The 26580-nt window shown below is 72.7% G+C and carries 27 protein-coding genes; 13 read left to right on the top strand and 14 right to left on the bottom strand.

Annotation, left to right across the window (positions count from 1 at the left end; translation table 11 throughout):
- Positions 1-305 precede the first annotated feature (305 nt).
- Positions 306-866: a GNAT family N-acetyltransferase gene (locus ACFUJ1_RS13475; protein ID WP_378645417.1), complete on the bottom strand. Its 561-nt coding sequence runs from the start codon at positions 864-866 to the stop codon at positions 306-308.
- Positions 867-957: 91 nt separating this feature from the next.
- On the opposite strand from ACFUJ1_RS13475, the gene ACFUJ1_RS13470 reads away from it, so the two are divergent.
- A complete protein-coding gene (locus ACFUJ1_RS13470) occupies positions 958-1854 on the top strand; it encodes a sigma factor (protein WP_378645415.1) in 897 nt (298 codons plus the stop codon).
- A 39-nt stretch (positions 1855-1893) separates the two neighbouring features.
- Here the strand turns inward: ACFUJ1_RS13470 and ACFUJ1_RS13465 are convergent, their stop codons facing one another.
- The gene (locus tag ACFUJ1_RS13465) at positions 1894-2097 is read right to left on the bottom strand and encodes a hypothetical protein (protein ID WP_378645414.1); all 204 of its coding nucleotides are present in this window, start codon (positions 2095-2097) and stop codon (positions 1894-1896) included.
- Between the two features lie 170 nt (positions 2098-2267).
- Between ACFUJ1_RS13465 and ACFUJ1_RS13460 the strand changes: the two genes are divergently transcribed.
- The gene (locus ACFUJ1_RS13460; protein WP_378645412.1) at positions 2268-3443 is read left to right on the top strand and encodes a pyridoxal phosphate-dependent aminotransferase; all 1176 of its coding nucleotides are present in this window, start codon (positions 2268-2270) and stop codon (positions 3441-3443) included.
- A gap of 41 nt (positions 3444-3484) precedes the next feature.
- Positions 3485-4030 (top strand): dihydrofolate reductase family protein, encoded by a 546-nt coding sequence (locus ACFUJ1_RS13455; protein WP_378645410.1) that lies wholly within the window; start codon positions 3485-3487, stop codon positions 4028-4030.
- A 4-nt stretch (positions 4031-4034) separates the two neighbouring features.
- Here the strand turns inward: ACFUJ1_RS13455 and ACFUJ1_RS13450 are convergent, their stop codons facing one another.
- From ACFUJ1_RS13450 to ACFUJ1_RS13435, 4 genes are all read right to left on the bottom strand, one after another.
- Complete coding sequence (locus ACFUJ1_RS13450) at positions 4035-4679, bottom strand: LysE family translocator (RefSeq protein WP_378645408.1); 645 nt, start codon at positions 4677-4679, stop codon at positions 4035-4037.
- A 61-nt stretch (positions 4680-4740) separates the two neighbouring features.
- Positions 4741-5133 carry a hypothetical protein gene (locus ACFUJ1_RS13445; protein WP_378645406.1) on the bottom strand — a complete coding sequence of 131 codons (393 nt, stop codon included), beginning with the start codon at positions 5131-5133 and terminating at the stop codon, positions 4741-4743.
- Between the two features lie 139 nt (positions 5134-5272).
- Positions 5273-6472, bottom strand: a complete 1200-nt coding sequence (locus ACFUJ1_RS13440) for a DUF6973 domain-containing protein (RefSeq protein WP_378645404.1) — start codon at positions 6470-6472, stop codon at positions 5273-5275.
- The gene (locus ACFUJ1_RS13435) at positions 6469-6768 is read right to left on the bottom strand and encodes a hypothetical protein (protein WP_378645402.1); all 300 of its coding nucleotides are present in this window, start codon (positions 6766-6768) and stop codon (positions 6469-6471) included. The genes ACFUJ1_RS13440 and ACFUJ1_RS13435 overlap by 4 nt, the downstream gene beginning before the upstream one ends.
- A 90-nt stretch (positions 6769-6858) precedes the next feature.
- Here ACFUJ1_RS13435 and ACFUJ1_RS13430 point away from each other — a divergent pair, with 90 nt between their 5' ends.
- The 5 genes from ACFUJ1_RS13430 to ACFUJ1_RS13410 all read left to right on the top strand — a co-directional run bounded on the left by ACFUJ1_RS13430 (position 6859) and on the right by ACFUJ1_RS13410 (position 12827).
- Entirely contained in the window at positions 6859-8529 is a 1671-nt protein-coding gene (locus ACFUJ1_RS13430) for a DNA repair helicase XPB (protein WP_378645400.1), read from the top strand.
- 41 nt (positions 8530-8570) lie between these two features.
- Positions 8571-9236 (top strand): DUF3239 domain-containing protein, encoded by a 666-nt coding sequence (locus ACFUJ1_RS13425; RefSeq protein ID WP_378645399.1) that lies wholly within the window; start codon positions 8571-8573, stop codon positions 9234-9236.
- A 47-nt stretch (positions 9237-9283) separates the two neighbouring features.
- The gene (locus tag ACFUJ1_RS13420) at positions 9284-9928 is read left to right on the top strand and encodes a LysE family translocator (RefSeq protein WP_378645397.1); all 645 of its coding nucleotides are present in this window, start codon (positions 9284-9286) and stop codon (positions 9926-9928) included.
- A 42-nt stretch (positions 9929-9970) separates the two neighbouring features.
- Positions 9971-11368 (top strand): M1 family metallopeptidase, encoded by a 1398-nt coding sequence (locus ACFUJ1_RS13415; RefSeq protein WP_378645396.1) that lies wholly within the window; start codon positions 9971-9973, stop codon positions 11366-11368.
- A gap of 118 nt (positions 11369-11486) precedes the next feature.
- Complete coding sequence (locus tag ACFUJ1_RS13410; protein WP_378645394.1) at positions 11487-12827, top strand: DnaJ C-terminal domain-containing protein; 1341 nt, start codon at positions 11487-11489, stop codon at positions 12825-12827.
- Here ACFUJ1_RS13410 and ACFUJ1_RS13405 read toward each other — a convergent pair.
- The gene (locus ACFUJ1_RS13405; RefSeq protein ID WP_378645393.1) at positions 12821-13687 is read right to left on the bottom strand and encodes a hypothetical protein; all 867 of its coding nucleotides are present in this window, start codon (positions 13685-13687) and stop codon (positions 12821-12823) included. The genes ACFUJ1_RS13410 and ACFUJ1_RS13405 overlap by 7 nt on opposite strands.
- A gap of 337 nt (positions 13688-14024) precedes the next feature.
- On the opposite strand from ACFUJ1_RS13405, the gene ACFUJ1_RS13400 reads away from it, so the two are divergent.
- Positions 14025-14519 carry a hypothetical protein gene (locus ACFUJ1_RS13400; protein WP_378645391.1) on the top strand — a complete coding sequence of 165 codons (495 nt, stop codon included), beginning with the start codon at positions 14025-14027 and terminating at the stop codon, positions 14517-14519.
- On the opposite strand, the gene ACFUJ1_RS13395 is transcribed toward ACFUJ1_RS13400, so the two are convergent.
- Positions 14520-16811 carry a helicase-associated domain-containing protein gene (locus ACFUJ1_RS13395; protein WP_378645390.1) on the bottom strand — a complete coding sequence of 764 codons (2292 nt, stop codon included), beginning with the start codon at positions 16809-16811 and terminating at the stop codon, positions 14520-14522.
- A 74-nt stretch (positions 16812-16885) separates the two neighbouring features.
- Between ACFUJ1_RS13395 and ACFUJ1_RS13390 the strand changes: the two genes are divergently transcribed.
- Positions 16886-17074, top strand: a complete 189-nt coding sequence (locus ACFUJ1_RS13390) for a hypothetical protein (RefSeq protein WP_233015873.1) — start codon at positions 16886-16888, stop codon at positions 17072-17074.
- A gap of 88 nt (positions 17075-17162) precedes the next feature.
- On the opposite strand, the gene ACFUJ1_RS13385 is transcribed toward ACFUJ1_RS13390, so the two are convergent.
- Positions 17163-17786 (bottom strand): resuscitation-promoting factor Rpf1 domain-containing protein, encoded by a 624-nt coding sequence (locus ACFUJ1_RS13385; RefSeq protein WP_378645388.1) that lies wholly within the window; start codon positions 17784-17786, stop codon positions 17163-17165.
- 319 nt (positions 17787-18105) lie between these two features.
- Positions 18106-18327 carry a hypothetical protein gene (locus ACFUJ1_RS13380; RefSeq protein ID WP_378645387.1) on the bottom strand — a complete coding sequence of 74 codons (222 nt, stop codon included), beginning with the start codon at positions 18325-18327 and terminating at the stop codon, positions 18106-18108.
- 141 nt (positions 18328-18468) lie between these two features.
- Here ACFUJ1_RS13380 and ACFUJ1_RS13375 point away from each other — a divergent pair, with 141 nt between their 5' ends.
- Positions 18469-18897 carry a cold-shock protein gene (locus ACFUJ1_RS13375; protein ID WP_378645718.1) on the top strand — a complete coding sequence of 143 codons (429 nt, stop codon included), beginning with the start codon at positions 18469-18471 and terminating at the stop codon, positions 18895-18897.
- Between the two features lie 7 nt (positions 18898-18904).
- Here ACFUJ1_RS13375 and ACFUJ1_RS13370 read toward each other — a convergent pair whose 3' ends face one another.
- The 3 genes from ACFUJ1_RS13370 to ACFUJ1_RS13360 are packed head-to-tail and all read right to left on the bottom strand — an operon-like array spanning position 18905 to position 22042.
- A complete protein-coding gene (locus ACFUJ1_RS13370) occupies positions 18905-19435 on the bottom strand; it encodes a DUF2771 domain-containing protein (RefSeq protein WP_378645385.1) in 531 nt (176 codons plus the stop codon).
- A gap of 14 nt (positions 19436-19449) precedes the next feature.
- Positions 19450-21216, bottom strand: coding sequence for an MFS transporter (locus ACFUJ1_RS13365; protein ID WP_378645384.1), 1767 nt, complete (start codon positions 21214-21216; stop codon positions 19450-19452).
- 49 nt (positions 21217-21265) lie between these two features.
- Positions 21266-22042, bottom strand: a complete 777-nt coding sequence (locus tag ACFUJ1_RS13360; RefSeq protein WP_378645382.1) for a glutaminyl-peptide cyclotransferase — start codon at positions 22040-22042, stop codon at positions 21266-21268.
- A 17-nt stretch (positions 22043-22059) separates the two neighbouring features.
- Here ACFUJ1_RS13360 and ACFUJ1_RS13355 point away from each other — a divergent pair, with 17 nt between their 5' ends.
- Positions 22060-22923 carry a DUF3027 domain-containing protein gene (locus ACFUJ1_RS13355; protein ID WP_378645381.1) on the top strand — a complete coding sequence of 288 codons (864 nt, stop codon included), beginning with the start codon at positions 22060-22062 and terminating at the stop codon, positions 22921-22923.
- Positions 22920-25847: a sacsin N-terminal ATP-binding-like domain-containing protein gene (locus ACFUJ1_RS13350; protein ID WP_378645716.1), complete on the top strand. Its 2928-nt coding sequence runs from the start codon at positions 22920-22922 to the stop codon at positions 25845-25847. Before ACFUJ1_RS13355 ends, ACFUJ1_RS13350 begins: the two co-directional genes overlap by 4 nt.
- Positions 25848-25850: 3 nt before the next feature.
- Here the strand turns inward: ACFUJ1_RS13350 and ACFUJ1_RS13345 are convergent, their stop codons facing one another.
- Positions 25851-26477, bottom strand: a complete 627-nt coding sequence (locus ACFUJ1_RS13345) for a TetR/AcrR family transcriptional regulator (RefSeq protein WP_378645379.1) — start codon at positions 26475-26477, stop codon at positions 25851-25853.
- Positions 26478-26580 lie beyond the last annotated feature (103 nt).

The following is a 26580-nucleotide window of genomic DNA, read 5'->3' as shown; positions in this document are numbered from 1 at the left end:
TGCACCCCGCACCCCGGCCGGGGGAGCCTCGGGACAAGCAGTCGAGCCGCCGCAAGGCGATGCGACAGGCGCGGTAGCGCGGTAGCTACTGTCGCTTCGCCTGCGGCGGCTCGACTGGTTTGGCAGAGTGCCAGGGATTCGGCAGGGTGCCGGATTTCGGCAGGGTGCCGGGAATTCGGCAGTGTGCCGGGATTCGCCAGGGTGCCGGGAGTTCGATGGGGTGCCGGGAATTTGGCAGAGTGCTGGGAGTTCGGTGGGGTGCCGGGAGTTCGGGGGATGCCAGGATTCGGTGGGGTGCCGGGAACTCAGGTTTCCTCGGGCCACCCGTCGGCGGGGCCGGGCGGATCTGTCGCCAGACGTCCGGCCAACCAGCAGTCCCGCCGGACTCCCCGCTGAACAGCGCCCAACCTCTGTGTCCCCTCGAACCGAAACCCATTGCGCCGCACCACGGCGGCCGAAGCGCGGTTCCCCACGTACGCCAACCACCCGATCCGCGCCAACCCGAAACCATCTTCGGCGAAACCGAACTCGCACACCAGCGCGACCGCCCGCGACATGAGCCCACCCCCGCGCTCCCCGGCCGCCAACCAGAACCCGATCTCGGCAGCTCCTTCCCCCTTGTCGTGCAACCCGATACTCCCCAGCATCGGCCCGCCGCTCGCGCGCCGGAGCGCCCAGACGGGCGAGCGCCCCGCCCAGCCTGCGGCGACCAGCTCGGCGAGATAGAACTCGGCGTCGCCCCGGTCGTAGGGGACCGGAATCGTCACCCACTCCGCGATCGCCGGATCCTGGCAGTGCGCGACGATGGTGTCGATATCCCCGACCCGCGGCCGGTCGAGCAGAACGGTGCCGTCCGAGAGATCCATACCGCATGGTGGCACGCCGCGAGACGCCGGATCATCCCCTTTTCCGACCTGTCGGCGGGCCGGGTACGCGCGCTCCGTAGAATCGTGCGCGATGGTCGCCGCCTACCTCGCCGAACTCTTCGAGTCCCACCGCCCCCGCCTGCTCGGCGTCGGCTACCGGCTCACCGGCAGCACCGGCGCCGCCGAGGATGCGCTCCAGGAGTGCCTGCTCCGCCTGAACGGCGTCCACCAGTCCGAGATCGACGATTTCGGCGAGTGGCTCACCGCCACCGTCGCCCGCATCTGCGCCGACCACCTCGTCTCCGGCCGCGGCTGCGCGCCCCACCGGCTCCCCGACCCCCTGGTCACCCCGCTGGTTCCGCGTGGCGGCGGCGAGTGGACAGCCATCGCCGGGCACCGGGCGAACCGCCTCGCCACCCTGGTCGCCCTCGCCTCGCTGACCCCCGCGCAGCGCCTCGCCGCTGTCCTCCCCGACCTGCCCGCCGAGCAGATCGCGACCTGGCTCGACCTCGACCCCGCCGCCGCCGAGCAGGCCGCCGCCATCGGCAGGGCCGCGGCCGCCGCGCTCCCCGGCCCCGCCGCCGAACCCGACCACGAGGCCGCGGTCCGCCGCCTGCTCACCGCCCTGCGCGCCAGGGCGCGGGCAACGGTCCGCGAGGGCGGCGAATCGGAGTGCGGTGCGGAAGAAGTAGCGAGCAGGCTGCATCCCGGCGCCCAGGGAATGGCGGCGACGCCGCACGGCCCTGTGGTCACCGACGGCCCCGATCGGGTGGCCGCCCGGCTACTCGCGCTCGCCGCCGAACACGGCATCGGCTGCCCGGACGCCGACCCGGCCGACGGGTACGAATTCGTCTCGGTGAACGGCGAATTGGGGCTGCTGCTGCGCGGCCCCGAGCTGAATCGAGTACTGGCCTTCGCGGTGCGCGACGACGCGGTGTGGCGCGTCTTCGATCTCGCCGCCCCCGCGCCGAGCCACGGCTGGGGCTGACCCGGCCGGGGCGCCGCGCAGCACCCCGGCCGGAACCCGCTACGGCGTCGAGGAGCCCAGGAACCAGTCCGGGGTCGACGAGCCGAATCCACCGCTGCCGGTGGAGGATCCGGTGAACCAGTCACCGGTCGAGGAGCCGAGGCCGACGATCAGATCGTTGGCTCCGGCTCGGATGAGACCCAGTACTGATCCGGCGACCTCCGACGCGGCCGGTTGCAGTAGCAGGTCGAGGTACGAGGCCATACACGCCCCTTTCGAGATACCACCCGGCGGGTGGCTGTGAGGTAGAACACCGGGAGGCTAGCGCTCGTGCGGACACCGCACAACAGCCCAGCTAGAGGCGGTGAATGAAATGTGAAATATTGGCGTTCGCTATCACTCCGCAACGAAAAGGGCCGGGATAGGCTTCCGGCATGACCGCCACCGTCGCCCGCCTCCGCCCTTTCGCGGCCACGATCTTCGCCGAGATGACCGACCTGGCCGTCCGGCACGACGCGGTCAACCTGGGGCAGGGCTTCCCGGACAGCGACGGCCCCGCGGGGATGCTCGAGGTGGCCCGCGAGGCCATCGCGGGCGGGTTCAACCAGTACCCGCCCGGCCGCGGCGTCCCCGCGCTGCGCCGGGCCATCGCCGCCGAGCGGGCGAGCCGCACCGGCGCCGAGTACGACCCGGAGACCGAGGTCCTGGTGACCGTCGGCGCCACCGAGGCCATCGCCGCCACCCTGCTCGGGCTGGTCGAGCCGGGCAGCGAGGTGGTGCTGATCGAGCCGTACTACGACTCCTACGCCGCCGCCGTCGCGCTGGCGGGCGCGCACCGCCGCACCGCGCGGCTGGTACCCGACGGCGACGGCTTCGCGCTCGATCTGGACAGCCTGCGCCGCGCGATCACCCCGGCCACCCGGATGCTGGTGGTGAACTCGCCGCACAACCCCACCGGCGCCGTGCTGAGCCGCGCCGAGCTGGCCGTCATCGCCGAGATCGCCTGCGAGCACGACCTGCTCGTGCTCGCCGACGAGGTGTACGAGCACCTGGTGTACGACGGCGGCGAGCACGTCAGCGTTGCCGCGCTGCCCGGGATGGCGGAGCGCACCGTCGTGGTCTCCAGCGCGGCCAAGACCTTCAGCGTGACCGGCTGGAAGATCGGCTGGGCGCTCGGCCCGCGCCCGCTGATCGACGGCGTGCTCGCGGCCAAGCAGTTCCTCACCTTCGTTGGCGGCGGGCCGTTCCAGCCCGCGGTTGCGCACGCGCTGGAGCACGAGCGGGGCTGGGCCGTCGAGCTGAACGCCACGCTCGCCGCCCGCCGGACGCGGCTCGCCGCCGCCCTCGCCGACACCGGCTTCGCCGTGCGGCGCAGTCAGGGAGGCTATTTCGTCTGCGCCGACGTCACCCCGTTCGGCACCGCCGACGGCCTCGCCTTCTGCCGCGAGCTGCCCGCGAAGCTCGGCGTCGCCGCGGTGCCGGTGAGCGTCTTCGCCGACGATGCCGCCGCCTGGAACCACCTCGTCCGGTTCACCTTCTGCAAACGGGACGAGACGCTGGACGAGGGGGTCAAGCGGCTGCGCGCGGGCGTCGGCGCAACTTCTCGATAACACTGACGCTCCCTGTCAGGGTTATCGGGGAGCCTTGCCGCATGACGACGACCAGGTTCTACACCGCCACCAGCCTCGACGGTTACATCGCCGACCCCGACAACAGCCTGGAGTGGCTCTTCGCCGTCCCCGGCGCGAGCACCGCGGAGGAGGACACCGCCGAGCTGGTCGCGAAGACCGGCGCCATGTGCATGGGGGCGACCACCTACGAGTGGATGCTCGCGCACGACGAGCCCGGGCAGTGGGAGCAAATCTACGGCGAACGGCCGTGCTGGGTCTTCACGCACCGCGAGCTGCCCGCGCTCCCCGGCGCGAACCTGCACTTCGTCGCCGACGACGTGCGCGCGGTACATGCCGCGATGGCGGAAGCGGCCGGGGGCAGGGACATCTGGGTGATCGGCGGCGGCGACCTCGCCGGTCAGTTCGCCGACGCCGGACTGCTCGACGAGGTGGTGGCCGCGGTCGCGCCGGTCACGCTCGGCGGGGGCGCGCCGCTGCTGCCGCGCCGCCTGCTCAGCGACCGGCTCACGCTCACCGAGGTGCGGCAGATCGAACAGTTCGCCATCCTCACCTACCGGGTGGGCTGACCCGTCAGGCGGGAACCGGCCGGGCCCGGTCGGTGGCGAGCAGCACCGCGATCGCGCCGAGCATGGTCCCCATAACGTAGCGCTGCACCCGCAGCCACAGTGGCCGCCCGGCCAGGAACCCGGCGATCCCGCCCGCGCCGAGCACGATCAGCCCGTTCACCGTCAGCGCGACCGCGATCTGCACCGCGCCGAGGGTCAGGCTCTGCGCCCACACCCCGCCCGCGCCCGGCTCCACGAACTGCGGGATCAGCGCCATGTACATGATCGCGATCTTCGGGTTCAGCAGGTTGGTCAGCAGCCCCATGGCGAACAACCGGCGCGCCGGGTCGGCGGGCAGGGTGCTCGGCGCGAACACCGACACCCCGCCCGGCCGCACCGCCTGCCACGCCAGCCACAGCAGATACAGCGCCCCCGCCACCTTGATCCCCAGGTACAGCCCGGGGACCACCGCGAACACCGCCGTGATCCCCGCCGTCGCCGCCGCCAGGTACACCCCGAACCCGGCCGCGACCCCGCCCAGCGAGATCAGCCCCGCCGCCCGCCCCTGCGAGACGGTCCTGGAGACCAGGTACATCATGTTCGGGCCAGGGGTCAGCACCATTCCGAGTGCCGCCAGCGCCACTCCCACCACCGCCGTCGTCGTCACCATGTCTCGATCGTGGTGCGGTCCTGCGGTGTTGTCGCGGGCCAGTGGGAAGGTGCTGGACGGGCTACTCCGGCGCTCGGACGAAGTACGGGTTCGTCGGTCCGGGGTCGGGTTGGACGGAGAGCAGGCGGGAGGCCGGAGTCAGGACGACGTCGACGGGCACACCGCGGATCGATCCGGAGCCCGGTGTCTCCGTGACCACCTGCCGCGGCGTGCTGCCGAGGAGGAAGAGGCGGTACCGGGCGGCGGTCCGATCGGAGTAGAACTCGGGCACGTTCGCCCAGCAGAAACCGGGGGGTGTTCCCACCAGGGCGTCGAGTCGCTCCCGTTGAATTCCGGAGCTCACCAGGACCAGGCGATCCCAGCCGGAGTTGTCCCAGGCCGCGTTCGCGGTGAGTTCGCCCAGTGTGACGGTGCGCGGCTCCTTCACCGCCGCCGCCATTGTTTTCTCGAGCATGGTCCCGGAGCCGAGAGGCTCGTCCCGGGAACGGAAATCGAAGCTGCCTGCGCAATCCACCTCGTCACCGGAGGTACCACACGCGACGACCGCGAGCCCGAGGCAGACCGTCAGCAGCAGTCGAGCGGCATTCCGCATGTCAGGCACCACCCGGCAGCGGTATTTGAACACCCGAAAGGTCACCGTGATAGCCCTCTGTGACTCGGTTGCTCCATTCGATCTGTCCCTGCGGGTTCAGGACGATGGCGTCACCGGCTCGAATTCGATCGCTGATCAGGTTCTGCAGTTCGGCGGGCGAGGCGTCCGGGTTGGCGAGCGCCACCTCCCGGCCGATCGAGTTGTTGTGCAGATCCATCGCCTCCCTGGTCGGCGGGCTCGCGCCCAGTTGCTCGTGCGCGGTCCCGTAGCGGTCGGTCCAGTCCTCGCCGTACCGCTGGGTCATGAGGGCATTCCAGTACATGTGCCGGAAAGCGTCGCCGTGACCGTCCGATAGCGAATCGGGATACGTCGCGTTCGCGGCGGTCTCCGCCTGGGACTTGATATCGAAGAAGTCGGAGATATCGCGGACCGCGAGCGGGCCGGAGGTCCCCATCCGCGCGGTGAGCAGGTCGATCTCGGCCGGCGTCATCAGAATCGGCTGGAAGTCGGGGCTGATCGCCCGGATCCGGTCGAGCACGATTCCGCTCGGCCACAGTTCGGCCGGTTCGGCGGAGGCCGCGGTCTGGTATTTGCGCAGAATGTCCGCGAGTACGGGGTCGGACGGCATCGGCGTCGCCCCGTACTGAACCTCGGGGGCGAAATTCTCCAGGTGGCGCTTGATCTTCTCCGCGCCCTCCAGATCGACCTGCTGGATCGCGGTGAGCGCTGCGCGAATCTGTGAGGTCAGGAAGTACTCGTACCCCTCCTTCTCGGCCAGCCCGGTCGGGCCGAACTTCAGCAGCACCTCCGCATTCGACATACGGGAGTCGACCGCGCCGTCGTCGCGGACGAACAGGTCGAAGCCGGAGGACTCGGCCTCCGCCTTCTTCGCGCGCAGCAGCGCCACGTAGTTCGACATCGCGTCGAGCTGGGTATAGATCTCCCGCTGGATATCGGTGAAGACATCAGCCGATCGCTTGGCGATAGTGCGGTCGCCGGCGGCCCGCTCGCGGGCCGCATCGCCGGCGGTGCCGACGAAGTACTCGTGCGAGCCCTCGGCTACCCGGGCGATAGCTTCGCTGTGCGTGTCGATCACGGTCCCCGCCTCTCGGAAATTCTTCGCGACGGCGATCGTCGCGGCCGGATTCCAGGACAGGACGGTGGAGACCGTCAGCGGCGTTGTGTAACTGCCGCCGCTCATCGGGGGCCCGAGCCTTCGAGTTGCTGGGCCGAGCGGGACTCCTGACTCAGCGCCTCGGCGAGCGCGCGGTCAACCACGCCGGCGAAATCGCCGAACCGCGCGGCGTGGTAGCGAACGACGCTGTCCAGCGCCTCGGCGATGCCCTTCGTGACGTCCGCGATCTGCGAGTCCGGCATCGTGCCGTCTATCGTGGAACCGTCCGCGACCGGCTCGATCGCGCCGATCGCCTCCGCCTCGGCGCGGACCGTTCTTGCCAGCGCGGCAACGCGCTCGGGATCGAATCCGGGATTCCCCACCCTGCCCCCTTCCTCCGGAGGGGACCTTACCGCGCCACCCAGTACGCGGCGCTGGGACAATGGAGAGCAAACCGAGGGCGAGGAGGGACTGTGACCGACGGTCCGCTGATTGTGCAGAGCGACAAGACGCTGCTGCTCGAGGTCGACCACGAGTCGGCAGGCGCGGCGCGGATGGCGATCGCGCCGTTCGCCGAGCTGGAGCGCGCGCCGGAGCACGTGCACACCTACCGCATCACCCCGCTGGCGCTGTGGAACGCGCGGGCGGCGGGGCACGACGCGGAGCAGGTGGTGGACGCGCTGGTGCGGTTCTCCCGGTACGCGGTGCCGCAGCCGCTGCTCGTCGACATCGTCGACACCATGGCCAGGTACGGGCGGCTGCAGCTGGTGAAGCACCCGGCGCACGGGCTGATGCTGCTGAGCAAGGATCGCGCGGTGCTGGAGGAGGTGCTGCGGCACAAGAAGCTGGCGCCGATGCTCGGCACGCGGATCGATGACGACACCGTGCAGGTGCATCCGTCCGAGCGCGGGCGGATCAAGCAGATGCTGCTGAAGATCGGCTGGCCGGCCGAGGACCTGGCCGGGTACGTGGACGGCGAGGCGCACCCGATCGAGCTGGACACCGCCACCAACGCCTGGCACCTGCGCGACTACCAGGAGATGGCGGCCGACTCGTTCTGGGCGGGCGGCTCCGGCGTGGTGGTGCTGCCGTGCGGCGCGGGCAAGACCATGGTCGGCGCCGCGGCGATGGCGAAGGCGAAGGCGACGACGCTGATCCTGGTCACCAACACCGTCGCGGGCAGGCAGTGGCGCCGCGAGCTGCTGGCGCGCACCAGCCTCACCGAGGACGAGATCGGCGAGTACTCCGGCGAGCGCAAGGAGATCCGCCCGGTCACCATCGCGACCTACCAGGTGATCACCAGGCGCACCAAGGGCGAGTACCGGCACCTGGAGCTCTTCGACAGCAGGGACTGGGGGCTGGTGATCTACGACGAGGTGCACCTGCTGCCCGCGCCGGTCTTCCGGATGACGGCGGATCTGCAGTCCAGGCGCAGGCTCGGGCTGACCGCGACGCTGGTCCGCGAGGACGGCCGGGAGGGCGACGTCTTCTCGCTGATCGGCCCGAAGCGCTACGACGCGCCGTGGAAGGACATCGAGGCGCAGGGCTGGATCGCGCCCGCCGACTGTGTCGAGGTGCGGGTGACGCTCACCGACGCCGAGCGCATGGCCTACGCCGTCGCCGAGCCGGAGGAGCGCTACAAGCTCTGTTCGACCGCGCACACGAAGGTGGCGGTGGTGCGCTCGATCCTGGCGCGGCACGCCGGGTCCCAGTGCCTGGTGATCGGCGCCTACCTGGACCAGCTCGACGAGCTCGGCGCCGAGCTGGACGCGCCGGTCATCCAGGGCGCGACCAAGGTCAAGGAGCGCGAGGCGCTGTTCGACGCGTTCCGGCGCGGCGAGATTCCGGTGCTTGTGGTGAGCAAGGTCGCGAACTTCTCCGTCGACCTGCCGGAAGCCTCGGTGGCGGTGCAGGTCTCGGGTACCTTCGGGTCGAGGCAGGAGGAGGCGCAGCGGCTCGGCAGGCTGCTGCGGCCCAAGAAGGACGGCGGGCAGGCGCACTTCTACTCGGTGGTCGCGCGCGACACGCTCGACGCCGAGTATGCCGCGCACCGCCAGCGTTTCCTGGCCGAACAGGGGTATGCCTACCGCATTACCGACGCGGACGACCTGCTCGGCCCGGCGATCGGCGACCAGAGCCAATAAGTGGAGGCGCGTCCTCCGATAGCTGTGCTAGGAATGACGACGTGCGACGCTTCGAATTCGCGGTGGACCACCGGCACGCGCACGCGGTGAACGAGGTCGCGGCCGAGCTACGCAGGCGGCGGGTGCTCGCCGCGATCGGCGCCGTGCTCGCCGGTGCGGCGACGGCCTGGCTGGTATGGCTGAACCACCCCTGGTCCTACCTGCTCGCGGTGGCCTTCGCGCTCGGCTTCGTGGTCGCCGTGTGGGTGGTGCTGTGGAGCGCGCGGCTCGGCACCGTCGACCGGCTGTACGAGGGCGAGCTGGTGCCCGCCGTCGTCTCCGCGACGCTCGACTCGGGGCTGGTGCTGCTCGCGCTGGTGAACGTCGCCGGGCCGGAGGCACCCGGCCCGCGGTACGCCCTGGTCACCCGCAAGGTGCGGGTGCTACCGGGGCACCGCGCCGCCGAGGGCGAGCGGGTGCCCGCCATCGCGGTGCGCACCGACGGCGCGCCGAAGCAGGTGGGGCAGCGCTGGTCGATCGTGAGCGTCATGCCGATCGCCTGGGGCACCGGCGACACCGCCGTGCTCGAGCGCGCCCGCGACGCCATCGGCGAAGCCGAGTGGCGGTTGCTCACCGACAACCTGGAGCTGGCCGCCAAGGTGCGCAGCAGCACCTTCAAGCGGCTGCTGCTCGACCCGCAGCAGCTGCCGGACGAGCTCGGCGCCTGAGCCGGAAATCGCTCGCCGCCCGCGCGGCCCGAACCTAGACTGCCGCCATGATCCCGGCCGCCAACCTGCTCGCCTTCCTCGCCGCCGCCACGCTGATCGTCGTCGTGCCCGGCCCGGGGGTGCTGTTCACCATCGGCCGGGCGCTGACGCTCGGCCGCCGCGCCGCGCTGATCTCGGTGCTCGGGCACGCGCTCGGCGTGCAGGTGGCGCTGGTCTTCGTCGCGGTCGGGCTCGGCGCGGTGCTCGCCGCATCGGCGACGGCCATGGCGGTGGTGAAGCTGGGGGGCGCGCTGTACCTGATCCACCTGGGGATCCAGGCCATCCGGGAGCGCAGGGCGCTGCGCGAGGTGCTCGGGACGCAGGTGCCCGCCGCCTCCGGGACGCGGGTATTCCGGCAGAGCATGCTGGTCGGGGTGACCAACCCCAAGGCGATCGTGTTCTTCGCGGCGGTGCTGCCGCACTTCACCGACCCGGCGGCGGGCGGGCTCGTGCTGCAGCTGCTGGTGCTCGGCTCGATCTTCCTGGTCATCGCGCTGGTCAGCGACAGCGTCTGGGCGCTGCTCGCGGTCTCGGCGCGGGGCTGGTTCGCGCGCTCGCCGAAGCGGCTGGAGGCGGTCGGCGGGGCGGGCGGGGTGCTCATCGTCGGACTCGGCGCGTCGGTCGCGGTGGAGCAGGGGCTCGCCGCACGCTGAACCGCGTACGCTCGGCAACATCACGGCGGGCGGAGGAGGGGTATGCGGTCGACGGGCGCGGCACTGCTGGCGGCGACGCTGTGTGTGCTGGTCACGGCGGGTCCGGCGGCCGCGCAGCCGGACCCGTTCGCCGGTGCCCCCGGCCTCGGCGACCCGTATTACCCGCTGGACGGCAACGGCGGCTACGACGCGGTGCACTACGAGGTCGAGCTCGGCTACGACCCGCCGAGCCGGGTCCTGGACGGCACCACCACCATCGACGCCACCGCCACCCAGCCGCTGCGCGCCTTCCACCTGGACTACACCGGCCCCCCGGTGCGCATGGTGACGGTGAACGGCCTGCCCGCCGCCTTCCGGAGCCAGGACGAGCAGGAACTGGTGGTCACCCCGCTGCTCCCGCTGCTGCCCGGGCTCCCGTTCCGGGTGATCGTGGACTACGGCGGCCCGATGCCGGACACCGAGGGCGCGGGCTGGACCTACGCGCCCGGCGGCGGCGCCTTCGCCGCGGGCGAGCCGCACTCGGCGCGCACCTGGTACCCGCTCAACGACACCCCGCTGGACAAGGCCACCTTCACCCTGCGCGCCACCGTCCCCGCCGAGTGGCAGGTCATGGGCAACGGCGTGCGCACCAGGGACGAGGTGATCGCCGGGCAGCGCCACGTGGACTGGGAGAACCGGCACCCCACCATCGGCTACCTGACCACCGTCGCCATCGACCGCTTCGAATTCCTGGAGCAGACCGCGTCGGACGGCACCCCGATCCTGAGCGGCTTCGCCCCCGGCGCGCTCCGCCACCGGGAGCTGGAGCAGCGGCTGCCGGAGATCCTCGACTTCTCCGCCGAGCTCTTCGGCCCGTACCCGTTCGAGGCGGTCGGCGGCATCTACCTGGACACCGAGCTGCCCTTCTCGCTGGAGACCCAGACCAGGCCGACCTACGCCGAGTGGGTCGACCTGAACACCGTCGTGCACGAGATCGCGCACCAGTGGTGGGGCGACTCGGTCTCCATCAGCTCCTGGGCCGACATCTGCCTGAACGAGTGCTTCGCCTCCTACACCGCCGACTACCTGTGGCCGGAGCGGATCGACGGCACCGACGTGGACGCCGAGTACCGCGACACCGTGCAGCGGTTCAGGGACGAGCCGCGGTTCTGGCAGATCCCGCTCGGAAACCCGGGCGCCGGAGACGAATTCACCTCCGTCTACTACCGCGGCCCGCTGTTCCTGCACGCCCTGCGCCGCACCGTCGGGGACGAGGTCTTCTTCGCCGCGCTGCGCGACTTCCCGTCCGCCTACGCGGGCGGGAATGCCTCGATGGCGGACTGGCGGACCTTCGTGCAGCGCCGCGCGCAGCTCCCGCTGGACGGCTTCTTCGACGCCTGGCTCGGCGGCGAGACCCCGCCGCCGGACGAGTACCTCTTCCCCGGCAACCTGCGCGGCTAGCGCGGGGCTATTCGCACGCTATTCGCGCCCGCGCCCGTCCGCGCTGGCATGATCACCGCAATCGAGTTCTCTCCGCTGATGGGAAGTGGCCGTGTCGTTCGCTGGTGGTCTGCGGAAGATGCTCTGGTATCAGGTGGGGGAGCGCCCCTCGGTGCTCCTCGCGCACGGGGATCCGACGCAGGCGGGCAGCACCCCCGCGCTGACTCCGATCGCCGCGCCGCGCCCACCGGCGGGCCCGGCACAGACCGCGGTGACCTGCGTCCGGTGCGGACAGGCGGTCCGGGTGGAGATCGCGGGCGCCGCCGCGGCTCGGCGCCGGGTCGCCGTCTGGCAGGCGCTGATGTGGATCTTCAGCGTGGCACTGGCCGCCTTCCTCACCTACATGGTCGTCGGCACCTTCACCCGCCCGCGGGACGAACGGCCGAGCGAAGCCCTGTGGTTCGCCTACCTGCCGCTGTTCGTCGGGTTCGTCGCCGTGGTCTCGCGATTCGAACGGGCCGACGGGGTGCGGCTGCTGGACCGGGAGGGTCACGAGCTGTACCCGGCCCCCGACGCGGTGCCCGGCGGCCCGCCGACCGGAACGCAGAAGCTGGCGGCGGGGCTGCTCGTCGGCGCCGGGCTGCTGCTGGCCGGCGCCGGGATCGCGGCGATCGCGCACGAGGTGACCTCGGTGGACGAGGTGCTGTGCGGCGAGCGGGTGATGGCGCCGGGGACCACGTGCGCCGCCGACGCCGCCGCCGCCAAGCTGAAGGTCGGTAAGCCCTATCGGGAGGTCGAACTCGAGCAGATCGCGAACCGGGAGAGCCTCTACAACGTCGCGGGTGCGTTCGTGCTGGTATGCGGGCTCGGGACGGCCGGGGTCGGTGGTTACCGGCTGCGGAAGATGGCGGGTTCGACCGTCGCTCCGCCCGCGCCCGTTCCGAGCGGGCCGCGGCGGGGTCAGGACGCGGTGCTGCGCATCGACCTGACCCTCGCCGAGTGCGGCGTCGGCGCGGTCGTCCCCGTCACCGTCGACACCGCGGTGGCCTGCACGAGCTGCGGCGGCACCGGCGGGCCGTGTGCGCCGTGCGCCGGGGACGGGCGGGTGCGCGCCCGGCGCACGATCCAAGCCCGGATTCCACCCGGCGTCGCGGCCGGGCAGCGAATCCGGCTGGCCGGGCAGGGCGAGAAGGGGCCTGCGGGCGGCGATTTCGGTGACCTCTACCTGGAGGTGGCCGAGCGGCCGCATCCCGGTTTCACCAGGGACGGCACCGATCTGCGCACCGGCTTCGGGATCTCTCGGGCGAACGCCGTGCACGGCGGCCCGATCACGGTGTCGACCCTGCTCGACGGCGAGGTGCCCGCGGTCGTGGCGCCGAATACCGCACCGGGCACGGTCATCACACTCACAGGTCTCGGCATGCCGGTGCTCGGCACCGCGCGGCGCGGGGATCTGCACGTCCACCTGAACGTCTACTGAGCGGAGCCGTCCCGCGCCTTCGCCAGCCTGCGGCGGGCCCGCTCGGCCTCGGTCTCGGCGGCGCGCAGCGCCTCCCGCGCCGCCTTCTCGGCGGTGCGGGCGAAGCGGTGCCGCTCCTCGGCGGCGGTCAACTCCGCGCGCAAATCCTCGATGCGGGCGGCGGTGTCGCGCACGGTCTCCGCCGCCGCGGCTGCGGCCTTTTCGGCCGAACTCCGCTCGGAATCCGCGGTGCCGAGCTCCGCCTCGGCTTCGGTGATTCGCCGCTCTGTCGCTCGCTTGCGTTCGGCCGCCGCGTCCTGTTTCCGCGCCTTCGCGGAATCGCGCTGCGGGGCAGCTTTTTTCGGGACGGTCCTGTGCGGGGCGGGAACGGCGGCGAGCTCCGGCGCGGCGGGGCCGAAGCCGTCGTAGCTCGTCGCACTGGCGAGGGTGCCGAGGCGGACCTTTTCGGCCACCTCCGGATCGGCCAGTGCCGCGGTCAAAGAGTTGCCGACCTCCCGGAGCACCGCATCGCCGACCGGTCTGCCCCGCTCGGCGGCGAGCTCGGCGGCCCGCCTGGCCAGGGCATTCACCACCTGCCCGCGCTGCGCGGTGAGTGTGCGCAGCCGCGCCCCGGCGAGCTCGCGCTGGGCCGTGCGCAGGGCATCGCCGAGCGCGAGCAGCGCGCTGACCTCATCCGATGCCGACCGTGCCAGCAGGTTCACCGCCCACGCGGCCACCGTCGGCCTGCGCAGCGCCCCGATCGCGGCCGCCAGCTCCCTGTCGCCGGCCGCCTTGGCGGCGGCCACCCGCTCGGCCCTGGCTGCCACGAATTCGCCGGGGGCGAGATCGTACAGCTCGACGGCGACGTCGCTGAGGCTCATACTTCTCGAGCGTAACGACCGGATTCCCCGGCTCGACACGAATCACGAATTGCTCGACTGCTCGACCTGAGCTCTGCGGAAGGTATGCCCTGTGGAAACCTCTTACTCGTCCCTGTACCTGCTCGGACAGCTTCTCCCGAACATTCTCCGCAGCAGCATGCTCGCGCTCTGGGCCCTGGGCTGACCCCGCCTCCACGTTCGATTCCCGGCCGGAGATGTCGTTAATGCGCGGCTCCGGGCCTGACGATAGTCTCACCGAGTTCGCGAACAGCGCGAACATTCGGTGAGAGAGGTCTATTCCGTGAAGTTCCCTGCGACGAGGCGGTCGGCACGTGTCGTGCTCGCACTCGTGTCGGCGGCCGTTGCCGCGGTTGCCGTTGTCGGTTGTTCGTTCATCGAGGACGCGGGCAAGTCCGACACCGCCAAGGCGGCTGTCGGCGACTGCATCAACGTGATCGAGGGCTCGGCCGTCGACTCCAAGACGGAGCCGATCGACTGCTCCTCGGACAAGGCCGTCTACAAGGTCGTCCAGACCTACGACACCAAGACCGAGTGCGCGGCCGACTACACCTCCTACGAGGAGACCCTCGGCGACAGCACGACGGCCTTCCTGTGCCTCGCGCCGAACTTCAAGGAGGGCAGCTGCTACGTGGACAGCATGCTCACCGGGTACAAGTACGCGGACTGCGCCTCCACCGAGGCCACCTTCAAGGTGGTCAAGCGGATCGACGGCCAGGTCGACGAGCTGCTGTGCGGCGAGGACGCCGACAAGTTCATCACGGTGAACGACCCGAAGGTGACCTTCTGCCTCGGCTCGCCTGCGGCGGCCTAGTCACTCCAGGAGTGCGACCGACGCGATCCGGTGCAGCGTGAACTGCCGGACCGCGCCGGTCACCGGGTCCAGCGCGTCGAGCTGACCGTTGCCGACCTTCAGGGGTTCGACCACCCGCTGGGTGGCGACACCCGCGGCGTCGACATAGCCGATATTCACCGAACGCCGCACTCGCGCGGCCAGCTGCAGCAGCGCGAGGGTGGCGGCGGTGCTCGTTCTGGTGCCGTCGGTGCGCACCGAGCGCCCCGACCTCGCGCCCGCCGCGCGTTCCCCGGCCCTGAGCTCGGCCACCAGCTGTTCCAGCTGGTCGGTGTTGGGCGGGGTCGGGCGGTAGGCCTGCCTGCCGTTGCTCCGCGCCGGGATGCGCGCCCCGCGCGGGCGCAGGTCGAGCACCGCGCCCGCGGAATCCTCGCCCGCGGGGGCGAAACCCGCCGCGCGCAGCCGCTCCAGCACCTCGCCGAGCGGGGCCTGTGCGATCGCCACCGTCGGGGCGATACCGCGCAGCGCGAGATCGGCTGCCACCGGTGCGGCGAGCACCTGCGCGAGCAGCGCCGGGTCGTCGCTGCGCAGGAAGGACTGCGCCATGCCCGCACGAAGCCTGCCGTGTCTGCGCGCGACATCGTCGATGAGGTAGGTGAGCGCCTGCGGCACCGGCGTGCGTGAGTGCGTGCCGAAGAGCGCGTGCAGCTCGGCCGCGGTCAGCCCGGCGTCCAGCGCGCGCCGCACCGACGTCTCGCCGACCCGGTAGACGGTGGCGGCGCCCGCCGACTCCACGTCCGCGGTGAGCGCGATGCGCTGCTCCAGCTCGGGCAGCAGCGGCCCCGGCGCGACCACCGTCAGGTCGGCCTGCACCAGCACGTGGTCGACCGGTGCGGGCAGCGCGGCCGCCATCTCGGCCTCGGCGTCGCCGTCGGCGCTGCCGTGCAGCAGCGCCCGGCCCGCCGAGGTCAGCGCGGCGCGGCCGACCACGCCGAGCGCGGCGGCCTCCGCCAGCGTGCGGGCGACCGCCTCCGGGCGGTACTGCCTGCGCCGCCGCGGCTCCCGCCAGGCCAGGATCCGGGAGATGTCGGCGGCCGGAATCGCGGTGCCGGGCGGGAATTCGGCGAGCAGCCCGAGGATGGCGCGCCGGTCGCGCACCGCGTGCGGGCTGCGCAGCTCGAGGGCCAGCGCGGGCAGCGGCTTGTCGGCGGCGTCCCTGCTGCCGATCAGCCACGGCATCCGGTCCAGCTCCAGCCAGGCCCTGGCCAGCCCGGCCCAGCGCCGGGCGGGCGACGCCTCGCCCCAGCCGTCGGCCTGCGGGGTCGGGGCCCAGAAGTCGTCGGTGGCGTCGAGTTCGGGTGCCGGGTCGGGCAGCCCCTTCTCCAGCAGCTTGGCCGCGGCGAGCACCTCGACCAGCAGCCCGGCCCTCGGCTCGTCCACCCCGGCCTGCTTGCAGACCCGGCGCAGCTCGCGCACCCCGAGCCCGCCCGCCCGCAGCGCGGGGGCAGGCATCGCGCCGAGCGCGGCGAGCACCGCTGCCGCGTGCCGCAGGAACTCGCCCGCCTCGCCCGCGGCGGCGGCATTGGCCTCGGCCGGGGTGTACTCGGTGCGCGCGGGCACCGGCGGGACCAGCACGTGCGGCCGGGTGACGGCCTCGTTGCGGAGCAGCTGGCCGACGGTGAGCGGGATCTCGACGGTCTCGTCGTCCACCCGGTGCAGCAGCCCGGCGGCGAGCAGCCGGGGCACGGGCCGGTCCGGGTCGGCGCCGGGGGCGGCGTCCCTGGTCCGCCCGCGCGGGCCGGTGCTCGCGAGCTTCTCCAGCAGGCCGCGCTCCGGCTCGCCGAGCCGGGCCAGCGCCGCGGTGACCTCGGGTTCGGTGAGCTCGTCCGGGATCTCGGTGGCGCTGCCGATCGGCCAGGGCAGCCCGTCGGCGGCGGCCGGGACCAGGTGCAGGTCGTCGCCCTCGTCCCGGACCAGGGCGCGGGCGGTGAGCCGGGCCAGCGCGGCGTCGATCGCGGCGGCGCCGACGCGGTCGCGCAGCCGCTCGTGCAGGGCGGTGCGGGTGAGCGGGGTGCGGTCGCCGGGGGCGCGCTCGGTGCCGTACCTGGCCAGCACCTCGACGATCGCGAACTCGAGCGTGTTCAGCTCCTCGGTGGCGCGCAGCACCGAGGCGCGCTGCTCCACCCGTGCGGCGAGCACCGTCATGGACGAGGGCAGCGGCACGGCCAGATCCGGGCGCAGCTCCAGCAGCCTGACCAGCGTGGCGTCGTCCCTGGCCGAGAGCCAGCCGGTGAGCGAGTCGATCGTGGACATCCGATTCAGCCTACGGGTGCGGCGATGCGGTGTCCCCACTCCGATGTCGCCGGGAATCTGCCAGAATGGGACGCGTGGTGAACAAATCGAAGAAACCGTATGTCGACAACGGCTGGCCCCAGGTCGCCGACGGCGAGCACGCCGTGACCGAACTCGCCGCGGCCCGATCCGGCAACCTTTCGCCGTTCGGTGAGGACACCGAGTTCCCGCTCCCCGTCGAGGACCTGCCCTACGTGCACCCGCACACGGTGGTCAATCGCTGATCGAGTCCGGCCGCCGGGCAACCGGCGCCCGAACGAGCACGGGCCCCGCATCCTCGAGGATGCGGGGCCCGTCGACGTTTGTCGCGGCTCAGGAGGGCAGCATGCCCTTGTTCGCCTCGTAGAAGCCGATGAGCGCCGGATCGAGCTGAGTGTTCTGCGCCTTCGCGGCGTTGAAGAGATCGAGCGCCTGCTGCGGAATCTGCACGCCCTGCGCCTGCACAACGGCGACCGCCCGGTCGACGGCGGTGAAGATCTCCTGGCTCGGGTCGGCCTGCGCCTGCTGCTGCGGCGCGACCTGCTGGGCCCAGCCCTGGGTCTCCGCCGGGGCCGAACGCTGGGTCGGCGCACTGCTCAGCCCGAGCTTGGACGAGCAGGACGGCCAGGCGCCCCAGCCCTGGGAGGCGAGCACCCGCTCGGCCACCACGATCTGCTCTTCGCGCGAGGCATTGTGCGCGGACGCGGCGTACTCGCCGCCACCGTGCGCCTTCCAGGTGCTCGGCGAGAACTGCAGCCCACCCTGGAAACCGTTGCCGGTGTTGATGCCCCAGTTGCCGCCGGCCTCACACGTCGCCAGGCGATCCCAGTCGGAATCCGGCGCGGCGGCGGCGTTACCCGCGAGGGCCACACCCGCGCTGCCGATAACGGCGCCGGTCAGGGCAACCTTGGCAACGGTGCGCCCCGTGGAGGTCGGCTTGCGATGGCGTCCACTCATGTCCGGTGTCTTCCTCTCGTCCGCACCTTGGGTCGGCTTGTTCCGTTCCCGCGGGGCGAAGCTCGGTGCGGCGGGTCCGGCACTGCCGGAATGTCTTCCGGCTGTGTGACAAACGGTACGACGGATCCGGGGAAAAATCACTATTTGGTAACCGCCGCGCGTCGGGGGTCTCGAACCCGCATCGCGGCCGTGCCCGCGCGTCCGCCCAGGTGATCGGCGGTAATAGGGAGCCGCTCCCGATCGTCACCGCTTCGTTATCCCGCCGTTATGTGACGAGGATCACAACCCTTGGCGGGTAACGAAAAACGGACCGCCCCGGTTATCGCGCCCGGCGCCCGGAGCGGAGCGCGTAGATCAGCGCGAGCAGGAAGCCGAGCGGGGCCAGCATCGCGAGCAGGTAGAGCGGGAGCCCCGGCTCCGCGTCGCTGACGATCGGGGTGAGGAAGATCGCGATGATCGCCAGCAGCCCGACGCCGAAGAGCGCGAGCGCGACGTGCAGCAGCCGATCGCCCGGCCTGCGCGGGCTGGAGGGGGAGGTCACGCCGTCGACCGTAGAACTCGGGTGCTCGGGGCACCCGCACCGGGGTAGACTCGGCGGAACGGTCGCGTCCCACGGGTGTGGGGCGCGTATTTTTCGCACCGGGGCGTCCCCGGCAATTCCGAACATGAACGGGTGAGCACAGTGCCGACCGGCAAGGTGAAGTGGTACGACGTCGAAAAGGGCTTCGGCTTCCTCTCGCAGGACGAGGGTGAGGACGTGTACGTCCGCTCGTCCGCGCTGCCCGACGGTATCGATGGGCTCAAGCCCGGCCAGCGGGTCGAGTTCGGTATGGCCGCCGGTCGGCGCGGCCCGCAGGCGCTGAGCCTGAAGCTGCTTGAGGCGCCGCCGTCGGTGCGGCAGGGCCAGGAGCGCGCGGGCCGCAGCGAGCGGCGCGAGCCGATCGCCCGCAGGCACACCCCGGACGAGCTGCACGGCATGGTCGAGGACATGATCACGCTGCTGGAGGCGACCGTGCAGCCGGACCTGCGCAAGGGCCGCTACCCGGATCGCAAGACCGCGCAGCGGATCTCCGAGGTCGTGCGCGCGGTGGCCCGCGAGCTCGACCACTGAGCCAGCCTCACTCCGCGGGCCGCCCGCCCTCGTCCGGCGCCGTATTGATCGACCAGGCGGCGTGCGGCACGTAGAACTCCCTACCGGTCTCGTCCCTGGCCAGGATCGGCAGCTGGATCTCGACCCCGACCAGCCGCAGGTTCGGCTCCGGCCGGGAATCCAGCGTGACCGCGAGCGCCTCGTCGCCGAAGTCGTCGTGGGCGACCAGCCGATCCACCTGCTCGCCGTCCGGCCGCTCGTAGATCAGCTGGGCCAGCCACGGAGCCTCGGCGATCTGCGGCGGCAGCGAGAGCTGCAGCGGGTAGCCGGCCGGGACGGCGAGGTCGACGGTCTCGCCGTAGCGGCAGTCCGCCATCGAGACCGAGCAGTAGAGGAACGGTGCGACGGTCACGGTGCGGCCGTGCGCGTACGCGGTGACCGCCGGGTCCTTGCGCGGGGCGTCCCGGATCAGCACGGCGAGCACGCCCGCGTAGGCGGTGACCGCCACCAGCAGGGCGACGGCGGAGATCGCGACGACGGTACGGGTTCTGGTCGACACCAGCGGGGCTCTCCTCAGCGAGTGGGTGGCGGGCCGGGGTCGACCCTGGTGGCGTGCGGCACTTCCTGCTCCGCGTGCTGCGGCCGGTTGCCGCCCAGGCCGGGCAGCAGCGAGTGGCCGCGGTGGCTGAGCACGGTCTGGATCAGCCCGAGCAGGACAACGCCGGACACCACGGCGAAACCCTTCCACCACTCGGTCGGCAGCAGCACACCGCCCGCCCCGCCGATCACCCAGCTCAGCTGCAGCACCGTCTCCGACCTGCCGAAACCGGAGGCGATGGACTCCGGCGGCAGGTCGTCCTGGATGGCGGCGTCCAGCGAGACCTTGGCCAGCGCGCTGGCGGCCGATGCGATCAGCGCGGCGATCGCCGCGCCGAGCAGGTTGTTCAGCAGGATGGCGAGCACCGCGACCACCGTGCACGCGGTGGCGCAGTACACGACGATCAGCGCGGGCTTGCCGAGCTGGATCCTGGCGCCGCTGGCATTGCCGGTGAAGTTACCGATCGCGGCGGCCGCGCCGACCGCGCCGAGCATGGCCGCCTGCCGCACCGGGCTCTCCCCGCTGCCCTTCGCCACGAACGCCACGTAGAAGGTCAGGAAGCCGGTAAGCACCCGGATGGCGCTGTTGCCCCAGAGCCCGGTGACCACCGAGCGGCCCAGCGGCTGCCTGCGCTTGCGCGCGGGGACGGTGGAGGCGGCGTCCGGCGCGAGCACCTCGGTGGTGGCGTCGGCGCCGTGGTAGCCGAGCGTCGCTGGCACCTCGCCCTCGGTGACCTCCACCCAGGACGGGATCCGCAGGCTCAGGTAGACGCCGGCGGCCGCGATCAGCGTGGCGAGCACCAGCGCGCCGTTCGAGCCGAAGATCGCCGCGGTGCCGCCCGCCACCGCGCCCGCGCCGAGCGTCCCGCCGACCAGCCCGAAGACCGTGAGCCGGGAGTTGGTCCGGACCAGGTCGATCTCCGGTGGCAGCACCCGCGGCGTCACCGCGCTCTTCAGCACCGCGAAGGACTTGCTGCCGATCAGCATGCAGAGCGCGAGCGGGTAGAGCCCCCAGGTGTCGAACTCCAGGATGAGCAGCACCGCGATCACCGCGCGGAAGGCGAACGAGGAGGCGAGCGCGAGCCTGCGCCCGCGCTGCAGCCGGTCGAGCAGCGGGCCGATGAGCGGGGCGATCACCGCGAACGGCGCGATCGTGATGAGCAGGTAGAGCGCCACGTTGGTCTTGCTCTCCGCGGTGGCGCTGGCGAAGAACAGGGTGTTGGCCAGCGCGACCGCGATCGCCGCGTCCAGCGCGAAGTTCGCCATGGTGGCGTAGGTGAGCGCGGTCAGCCCGGACTCGTCGGCGCCGTCCGCCTTCGCCGCGCGCTGGAAGGTCGCGATGCCGCGCTCGGTGAGCTGACGGCCGCGCATGGCGGCGACCCGGGTCACCGTGAGTTTGCGCGGGGTCCGCCGCGGCTCGTCGCCGGGCGGTTGCTGCTCCGGCGGCGCGGCGTCGGTCTCGAACGGGACGGTGTTCGGGCGGGTCGTGCCGGGGCGGTCCACCCGCGGGCCGGTGCGCGGGGCGCGCTTGCGGATGAACGGGCGGGTGCGCGGCGCCGCGTCGACACCGCGCCGCGGTGGCAGCGGGCGGTTCGGCGCCTGCTCGGCGTCGGGCCGGGGCAGCGGCCCGCGGGCGTTGTTCGGCGGGGGATACCGGTCGAAGCCGGGGTGGCCCCGGTCCGTCTCGTCGTCGCCGTCCCAGCGACCGCGGTTGGCACCGGTGGGTTCGCGGGGAGTGGTCACGTCCTCAATTCTGGCGCATCCGCGCCGGTGCTGTTCACCGGCGGCGTGCTCACCCCTCCTGGACGAACCGGACCTCGAAGACCGACGGCCAGTATTTGCCGGTGATCAGGAAGCGATCGGTGCCTGGCAGGTGCGCGATGCCGTTCAGCACATCGGCGCCCGCGCGCTGGGTGGCGGAGAGCAGCCCGGAGCCGTCGATGGCGGCGAGCACCGCGCCGGAGCCGGGGTCGATGCGCAGGATCTCGTTCGTCGGCCAGTTGTTGGCGTACACCGAACCGTCCGGCGCGCAGTCGAGTTCGTTCAGCCGCGCCTCGTTGTGGCCGGTCAGCCTGGTGCTGCCGACGATGTCGAAGGTGGCCGGGTCGCGCAGGGTCAGGGTGTCCGAGCCGTTGCTCATGACCAGCGTGCCCTCCCTGGCGCAGAGCCCCCAGCCCTCGCCCTCGTAGCGCACCCGGCGGCGTTCGGCCAGGGTGCCGGGGTCGCGCTCGACGGCGACGCCGTCCTGCCAGGTGAGTTGCCACACGGAGTCGTGCACGGCGGCCACCCCCTCGCCGAAGAGCGGCGCGGGGAGGTCGGCGCGCGCGAGCTCGGCGCCGGTCTCCAGCTCGGTGGCGCGGACCCAGGACTGCCCCGGTTTGCCGGTGCCCTCGTAGAGCACCGGCCCGGCCACATCGAGGCCCTGGGTGAAGGCGCCGGGGTCGTGCGGACGGGTGCCGACGACTTCGATCCGCCAGCGTGGCGTTTCCTCGCCCGCGCCCCCACACGCCGCCATGGCGAGCAGAGCGAGCGCGAGCAGGGCAGCCGACGTACGCCGGTTGGGGTTCATGCGGCAAAATGTAGGCCGTGAGCGCAGTTTCTGTTACGGAGGCCGGCGTACGGCCCCTCCTGGCCGACGCCGTCGAGCTGGCTCGACGTGCGCTCGTGGAGCTGGAATCGACCGGCGTCGGGCAGCACCTCGGCGTCAGTTCCGAGGACGAGGCCGCGGCGACGCACCGCTTCGAGGCCACCCTCCCCGGGTACCGGGGCTGGCAGTGGGCCGTCGTCGTGGCCGCGGCGCCCGGCGACGACCGGGTGACGGTGAGCGAGTCCGCCCTGCTGCCGGGGCCGGACGCGCTGGTCGCGCCGGACTTCGTGCCGTGGGACCAGCGGGTCCGCCCCGGTGATCTCGGGCCGGGTGACCTGCTGCCGTCCACCGAGAACGACCCGCGGCTGGTGCCGGGGTACGTGCTGAACGGCGACCCGGCCGTCGACGAGGTGGCGCGGGACATCGGGCTCGGGCGCCCGCGGGTGCTGAGCCTGGAGGGGCGCGAGGAGGCGGCCGAGCGCTGGTTCGGCGAGTTCGGGCCGGGCGCCGACATGGCCAAGGCGGCGCCGTCGACCTGCGGGCTCTGTGGGTTCTTCCTGCCGCTGGCCGGGGCCATGCGGGCCGCGTTCGGGGTCTGCGGGAACGCCATGGGGGCGGACGGGCGGGTCGTGCACACCGGGTACGGGTGCGGGGCGCACTCGGACACCGAGTTCCCCTCCGGCGGCGGGTCGGCGCGGTACGAGGCGTACGACGACGCCGCGGTCGAGATCGTCTCCATCGCGCCGCAGGCCGCCGCTCCGGTGGCCGATGGCGAGTCGATCGCGGCCGACGGGTCGGCGGTGGCGCCCGCGCTGACGCCGGACGAGGCGGAACGGGCGGCCGAGCCGGGATCGTGGAGCTGACCGGGGACGACCCGTTCGGCACGGCGGCACTGCGCGCGGCGGTCCTCGCGGCCTGGCGGGATTCGCCGACCCGGCTGCGCGAGGACGCCGCCTCGGAGGCCGACCTGGTGGTCGCAGGCTACCGCGACCGGCTGCTCACCGAGCTGGCGCAGAACGCGGCGGATGCCGCCGCCAAGGCAGGCGCCGACGGCGTGCTCACGGTGTGGCTGGACGGCCGTTCCCTGCACGTGGCGAATACCGGTGCGCCGCTCGACATCACCGGGGTCCGCGCGCTGACGGCGCTGCGGGCCTCGGACAAGGCGGACGAGAGCGTCGGGCGGTTCGGCGTCGGCTTCACCGCGGTGCGCGCGGTCGCCGACGAGATCGAGGTGCGCTCGCGCACCGGCGGCGTGCGCTTCTCGCTGGCCGAGACCCGTGCGGCTACCGCGGCCACCGCCCCCGGGCACCTCGCCGAGCTGGCCGGGGTGCCCGTGCCGGTGTTGCGCCTGGCCTGGCCGGTCGATACCGCGCCCGCTACCGGCGACACCGAGGTCGTGCTCACCCTGCGCGCGGATGTCGACTCCGCCGCGCTGCTCGCCGGGTTCGCCGCCGAGGCGGCCGAGCTGCTGCTCGAACTGCCCGCGCTCACGGTGCTGGAGATCGCGGGCGTCGGGTACGCCCGCACCGAGCGCCAGGCCGGGCCCGGCCTCACCGAGCTCACCATCACCGGCGGCGCCGAGACCGGGCGCTGGTGGGAGTACCGCACCGCGCGCGGCCGCTGGCTGGTCCCGCTCCGGGACGGCCGCCCGCACCCCGCCGCGCCCGACGTGCTGCGCGCCCCCACCCGCTCCGACGAGGAGCTCTCGCTCCCCGCGCTGCTCATCGCCGATATCCCCATGCAGCCGGACCGGCGCCGCCTGCTGCCAGGCGTCGCGCTCGCCGAGTACGCCGCGGGGTACGCCGATTTCGCGGCCGCGCTGCCGCCGCGCGACCGGCTGGTGCTGGTTCCCGAGCCCGGGTTTCCGCTCGGCGAGGTGGATGCCGTGCTCCGCGAGGCCGTCGTGCGTGAACTCCGCACCCGGCCGTGGTTGCCGGTGGTCGCCGTTCCCGACGAGTTCGCAGGCCCTGGCGAGGGTTCGACCTCCGCCTACGCTCCGGCGCCGACGGAGTCGCTGGTCGTCGACCCGTGGGACCTGCCGGAACCGTCCGTCGTGACCGCACCGCCGGGCGGGGCCACCGAGCCGGCGGCCCTGTGGCCGGGCACCCCGGTACCCGCTGATGCAGCCGCCGATCACGCCTCCGCGCAGATCCCCTCGCGGACCCGGGTCCTCCCCGACCTCACCCGGGAACTCGCCGACCTCCTCGCCGGTTTCGCCGGCCCCCTGGTGATCCCGGAGCTCTCCGACACCGCCGCCGTCCGCGCCCTCGCCACGCTCGACGTCCCGCTGCTCACCCCGGCGCTGATCGCCGAGCGCAGCTCCGGCCTGGAGCGCCCGGCGCGCTGGTGGCACCGGCTCTACGCCGCGCTCGAGCCCTACGTCACCGACCCGCGCACGGCGGAGGAGCTGGGCGCGCTCGCGGTTCCGCTCGCCGACGGCAGGCTGGTCACCGGGCCGCGCACCACCGTGCTCGACGAGGAACTCACCGTGGTGGTCCCGGTGCACTGGTCCCGGCTGGTGCACCCGGAGGCGGCGCACCCGCTGCTCACCCGGCTCGGCGCGCGCCAGGCCGACGCGCTCGACCTGCTCACCGACCCTGCCCTGCGCGCCGAGCTCGACGACGCCCCGGCCGACGAGGACCTGGTCGACGCGGTGCTCCGGCTGGCCGAGCTGACCACGGTCCCGCTCCCGCGCTGGATCGGCCTGCTCGAGGTGCCGGACGAGACCGGCGAGCCGCGCCCCGCCGACGAGCTGCTGCTACCGGGCGCCCCCCTGCGCGAGGTCCTGGTCGAGGACGCCCCGTTCGGCACGGTGGCCGCCGCGGTGGTCGAGGGGTACGGCTCGACCGCCCTGCGCGCGGTCGGCGTGAGCTGGGACTTCTCCGTCATCACCGAGCCCGACCCGACCGGCCCCGACCACGACCTGGACGACGAGGACACCTGGTGGGACGGGCTCGCCGACGACCCCCCGCTGCTCGCCGCGGTCCGCGACCTGGACCTGGTCGCCGACGACGCCTGGCCGCGCGCGCTCACCCTGCTGCTCGACGGCGAGCGCACCCGCCCGCTGCTCGCCGACCGCGACGGTTACACCGCCTGGTGGCTGCGCACCAACGCGCGCTGGCAGGGCACCCCGCTCGGCCTGCACCGGCACCCCGCCGACCCCGCCTTCGCCGGGCTGCTCCCGGTCTTCGACCCGCCGGAGCTCACGGGTCGTCTCAACGCCCTGCGACCCCTGCTCGCCGACCCCGCCGCGCTGAACCCGGAGCTGGCGAGCGCCCTGCTCGCCGCACTGGCCGACCCGGAGCGCACCCCGCTGCCCGCCGTGATCGCGCGGACCCACCGCCTGCTCGCGGCCGCCGTGGCCGCGGAGACCATCGACATCGAAGACGTCGAGCTGCCCGAACGGGTACGCGCGCTCTCCGGCGCGGTGCTGGAGCCGAGCGCGGCGCTCGTGCTCGACCTGCCCTGGTTCGGCTTCGCGCTCCCCGCCGACCGCATCGTGGCGGGCGACCCGGCGCAGGCCGAAGCCCTGGCGACGCTGCTCGAGCTGCCGTTGGCCTCGGCCGCCGTCACCGCCGAGGTGCTCACCCCCGGCCGCGAAACGGAGTGGGAGAGCGAGCCCTTCGCCACCATCGCGAGCGAGCTCTACGCCCTGCCGAAGTCGAGTGGGCCGCTGCTGCTCCACGACGGCGACCTGCGGGTGCGGCTCACCGGCGCGCTCACGGCCGAGGCCTCGGTGCCGTGGTGGTACGACGGCGCCGCCACCCACCTGCGCGCCCCGCGCTGACGGCTACTCCGCCTTGCTCGCCACCAGCTCGGCAAGCAGGTCGAGCTGGGTGCGCGCGGCGGCGCTGTCGCCGTCGACCAGCCAGCGCAGCACGAGGCCGTCGATCAGGTTCAGGGTGAAGCGGCTGAGCGAGGTGACCGGGGTGGTCCAGCGGGTGCCGGTGGCCTCGCGGGCGTTCTCCAGCACCGCGCCGACGGTCGCGTCGTTGAAGGTGTACTGCTCGCGGGCGATGATCAGCTTGGCCGGGGTCTGCTCGCCCTCGCGCAGCGCGTAGGTGGTGGTCTCGTAGCTGAGCATCTGCCGCTCCGGCGTCGACTCCACGTTCTGCCACAGCAGTTCGAGCCCGGCCCTGACCAGTTCGCGCAGCGCCCCGGTACCGGAGCCCGCGCCGTCCCAGATGGCGGCATTGGTGTCGATGGAGTCGCGCAGCTCGGTGGAGAGCGCCTTGACCAGCTCGGTCATCAGCGCGTCCTTGTTCTCGAAGCAGTAGTGCACCACCCCGAGCGAGACCCCGGCGGCCTGCGCGACATCCCGCGTCGTCACTCCCGCCACGCCCTTCTTCTCGGCGAGACCGATGGCGGCCTCGATGAGATGGGCCCGTCGTTCTTCGACGCTCAATCGGGAGGACACACCGGCAAGCAAACCTGCCGCGGCGGTCCCAGTCAATTTCACCGCGCTGTCCGTACCCCCTGGACGGTTGTCCAGTTGTATGGTTCCCTCGCAGGACAGCGAA

This window comes from Nocardia sp. NPDC057227 (assembly GCF_042669725.1).
Classification (GTDB): domain Bacteria; phylum Actinomycetota; class Actinomycetes; order Mycobacteriales; family Mycobacteriaceae; genus Nocardia; species Nocardia asteroides_A.
This window is presented reverse-complemented; position numbering and strand designations above follow the sequence as displayed.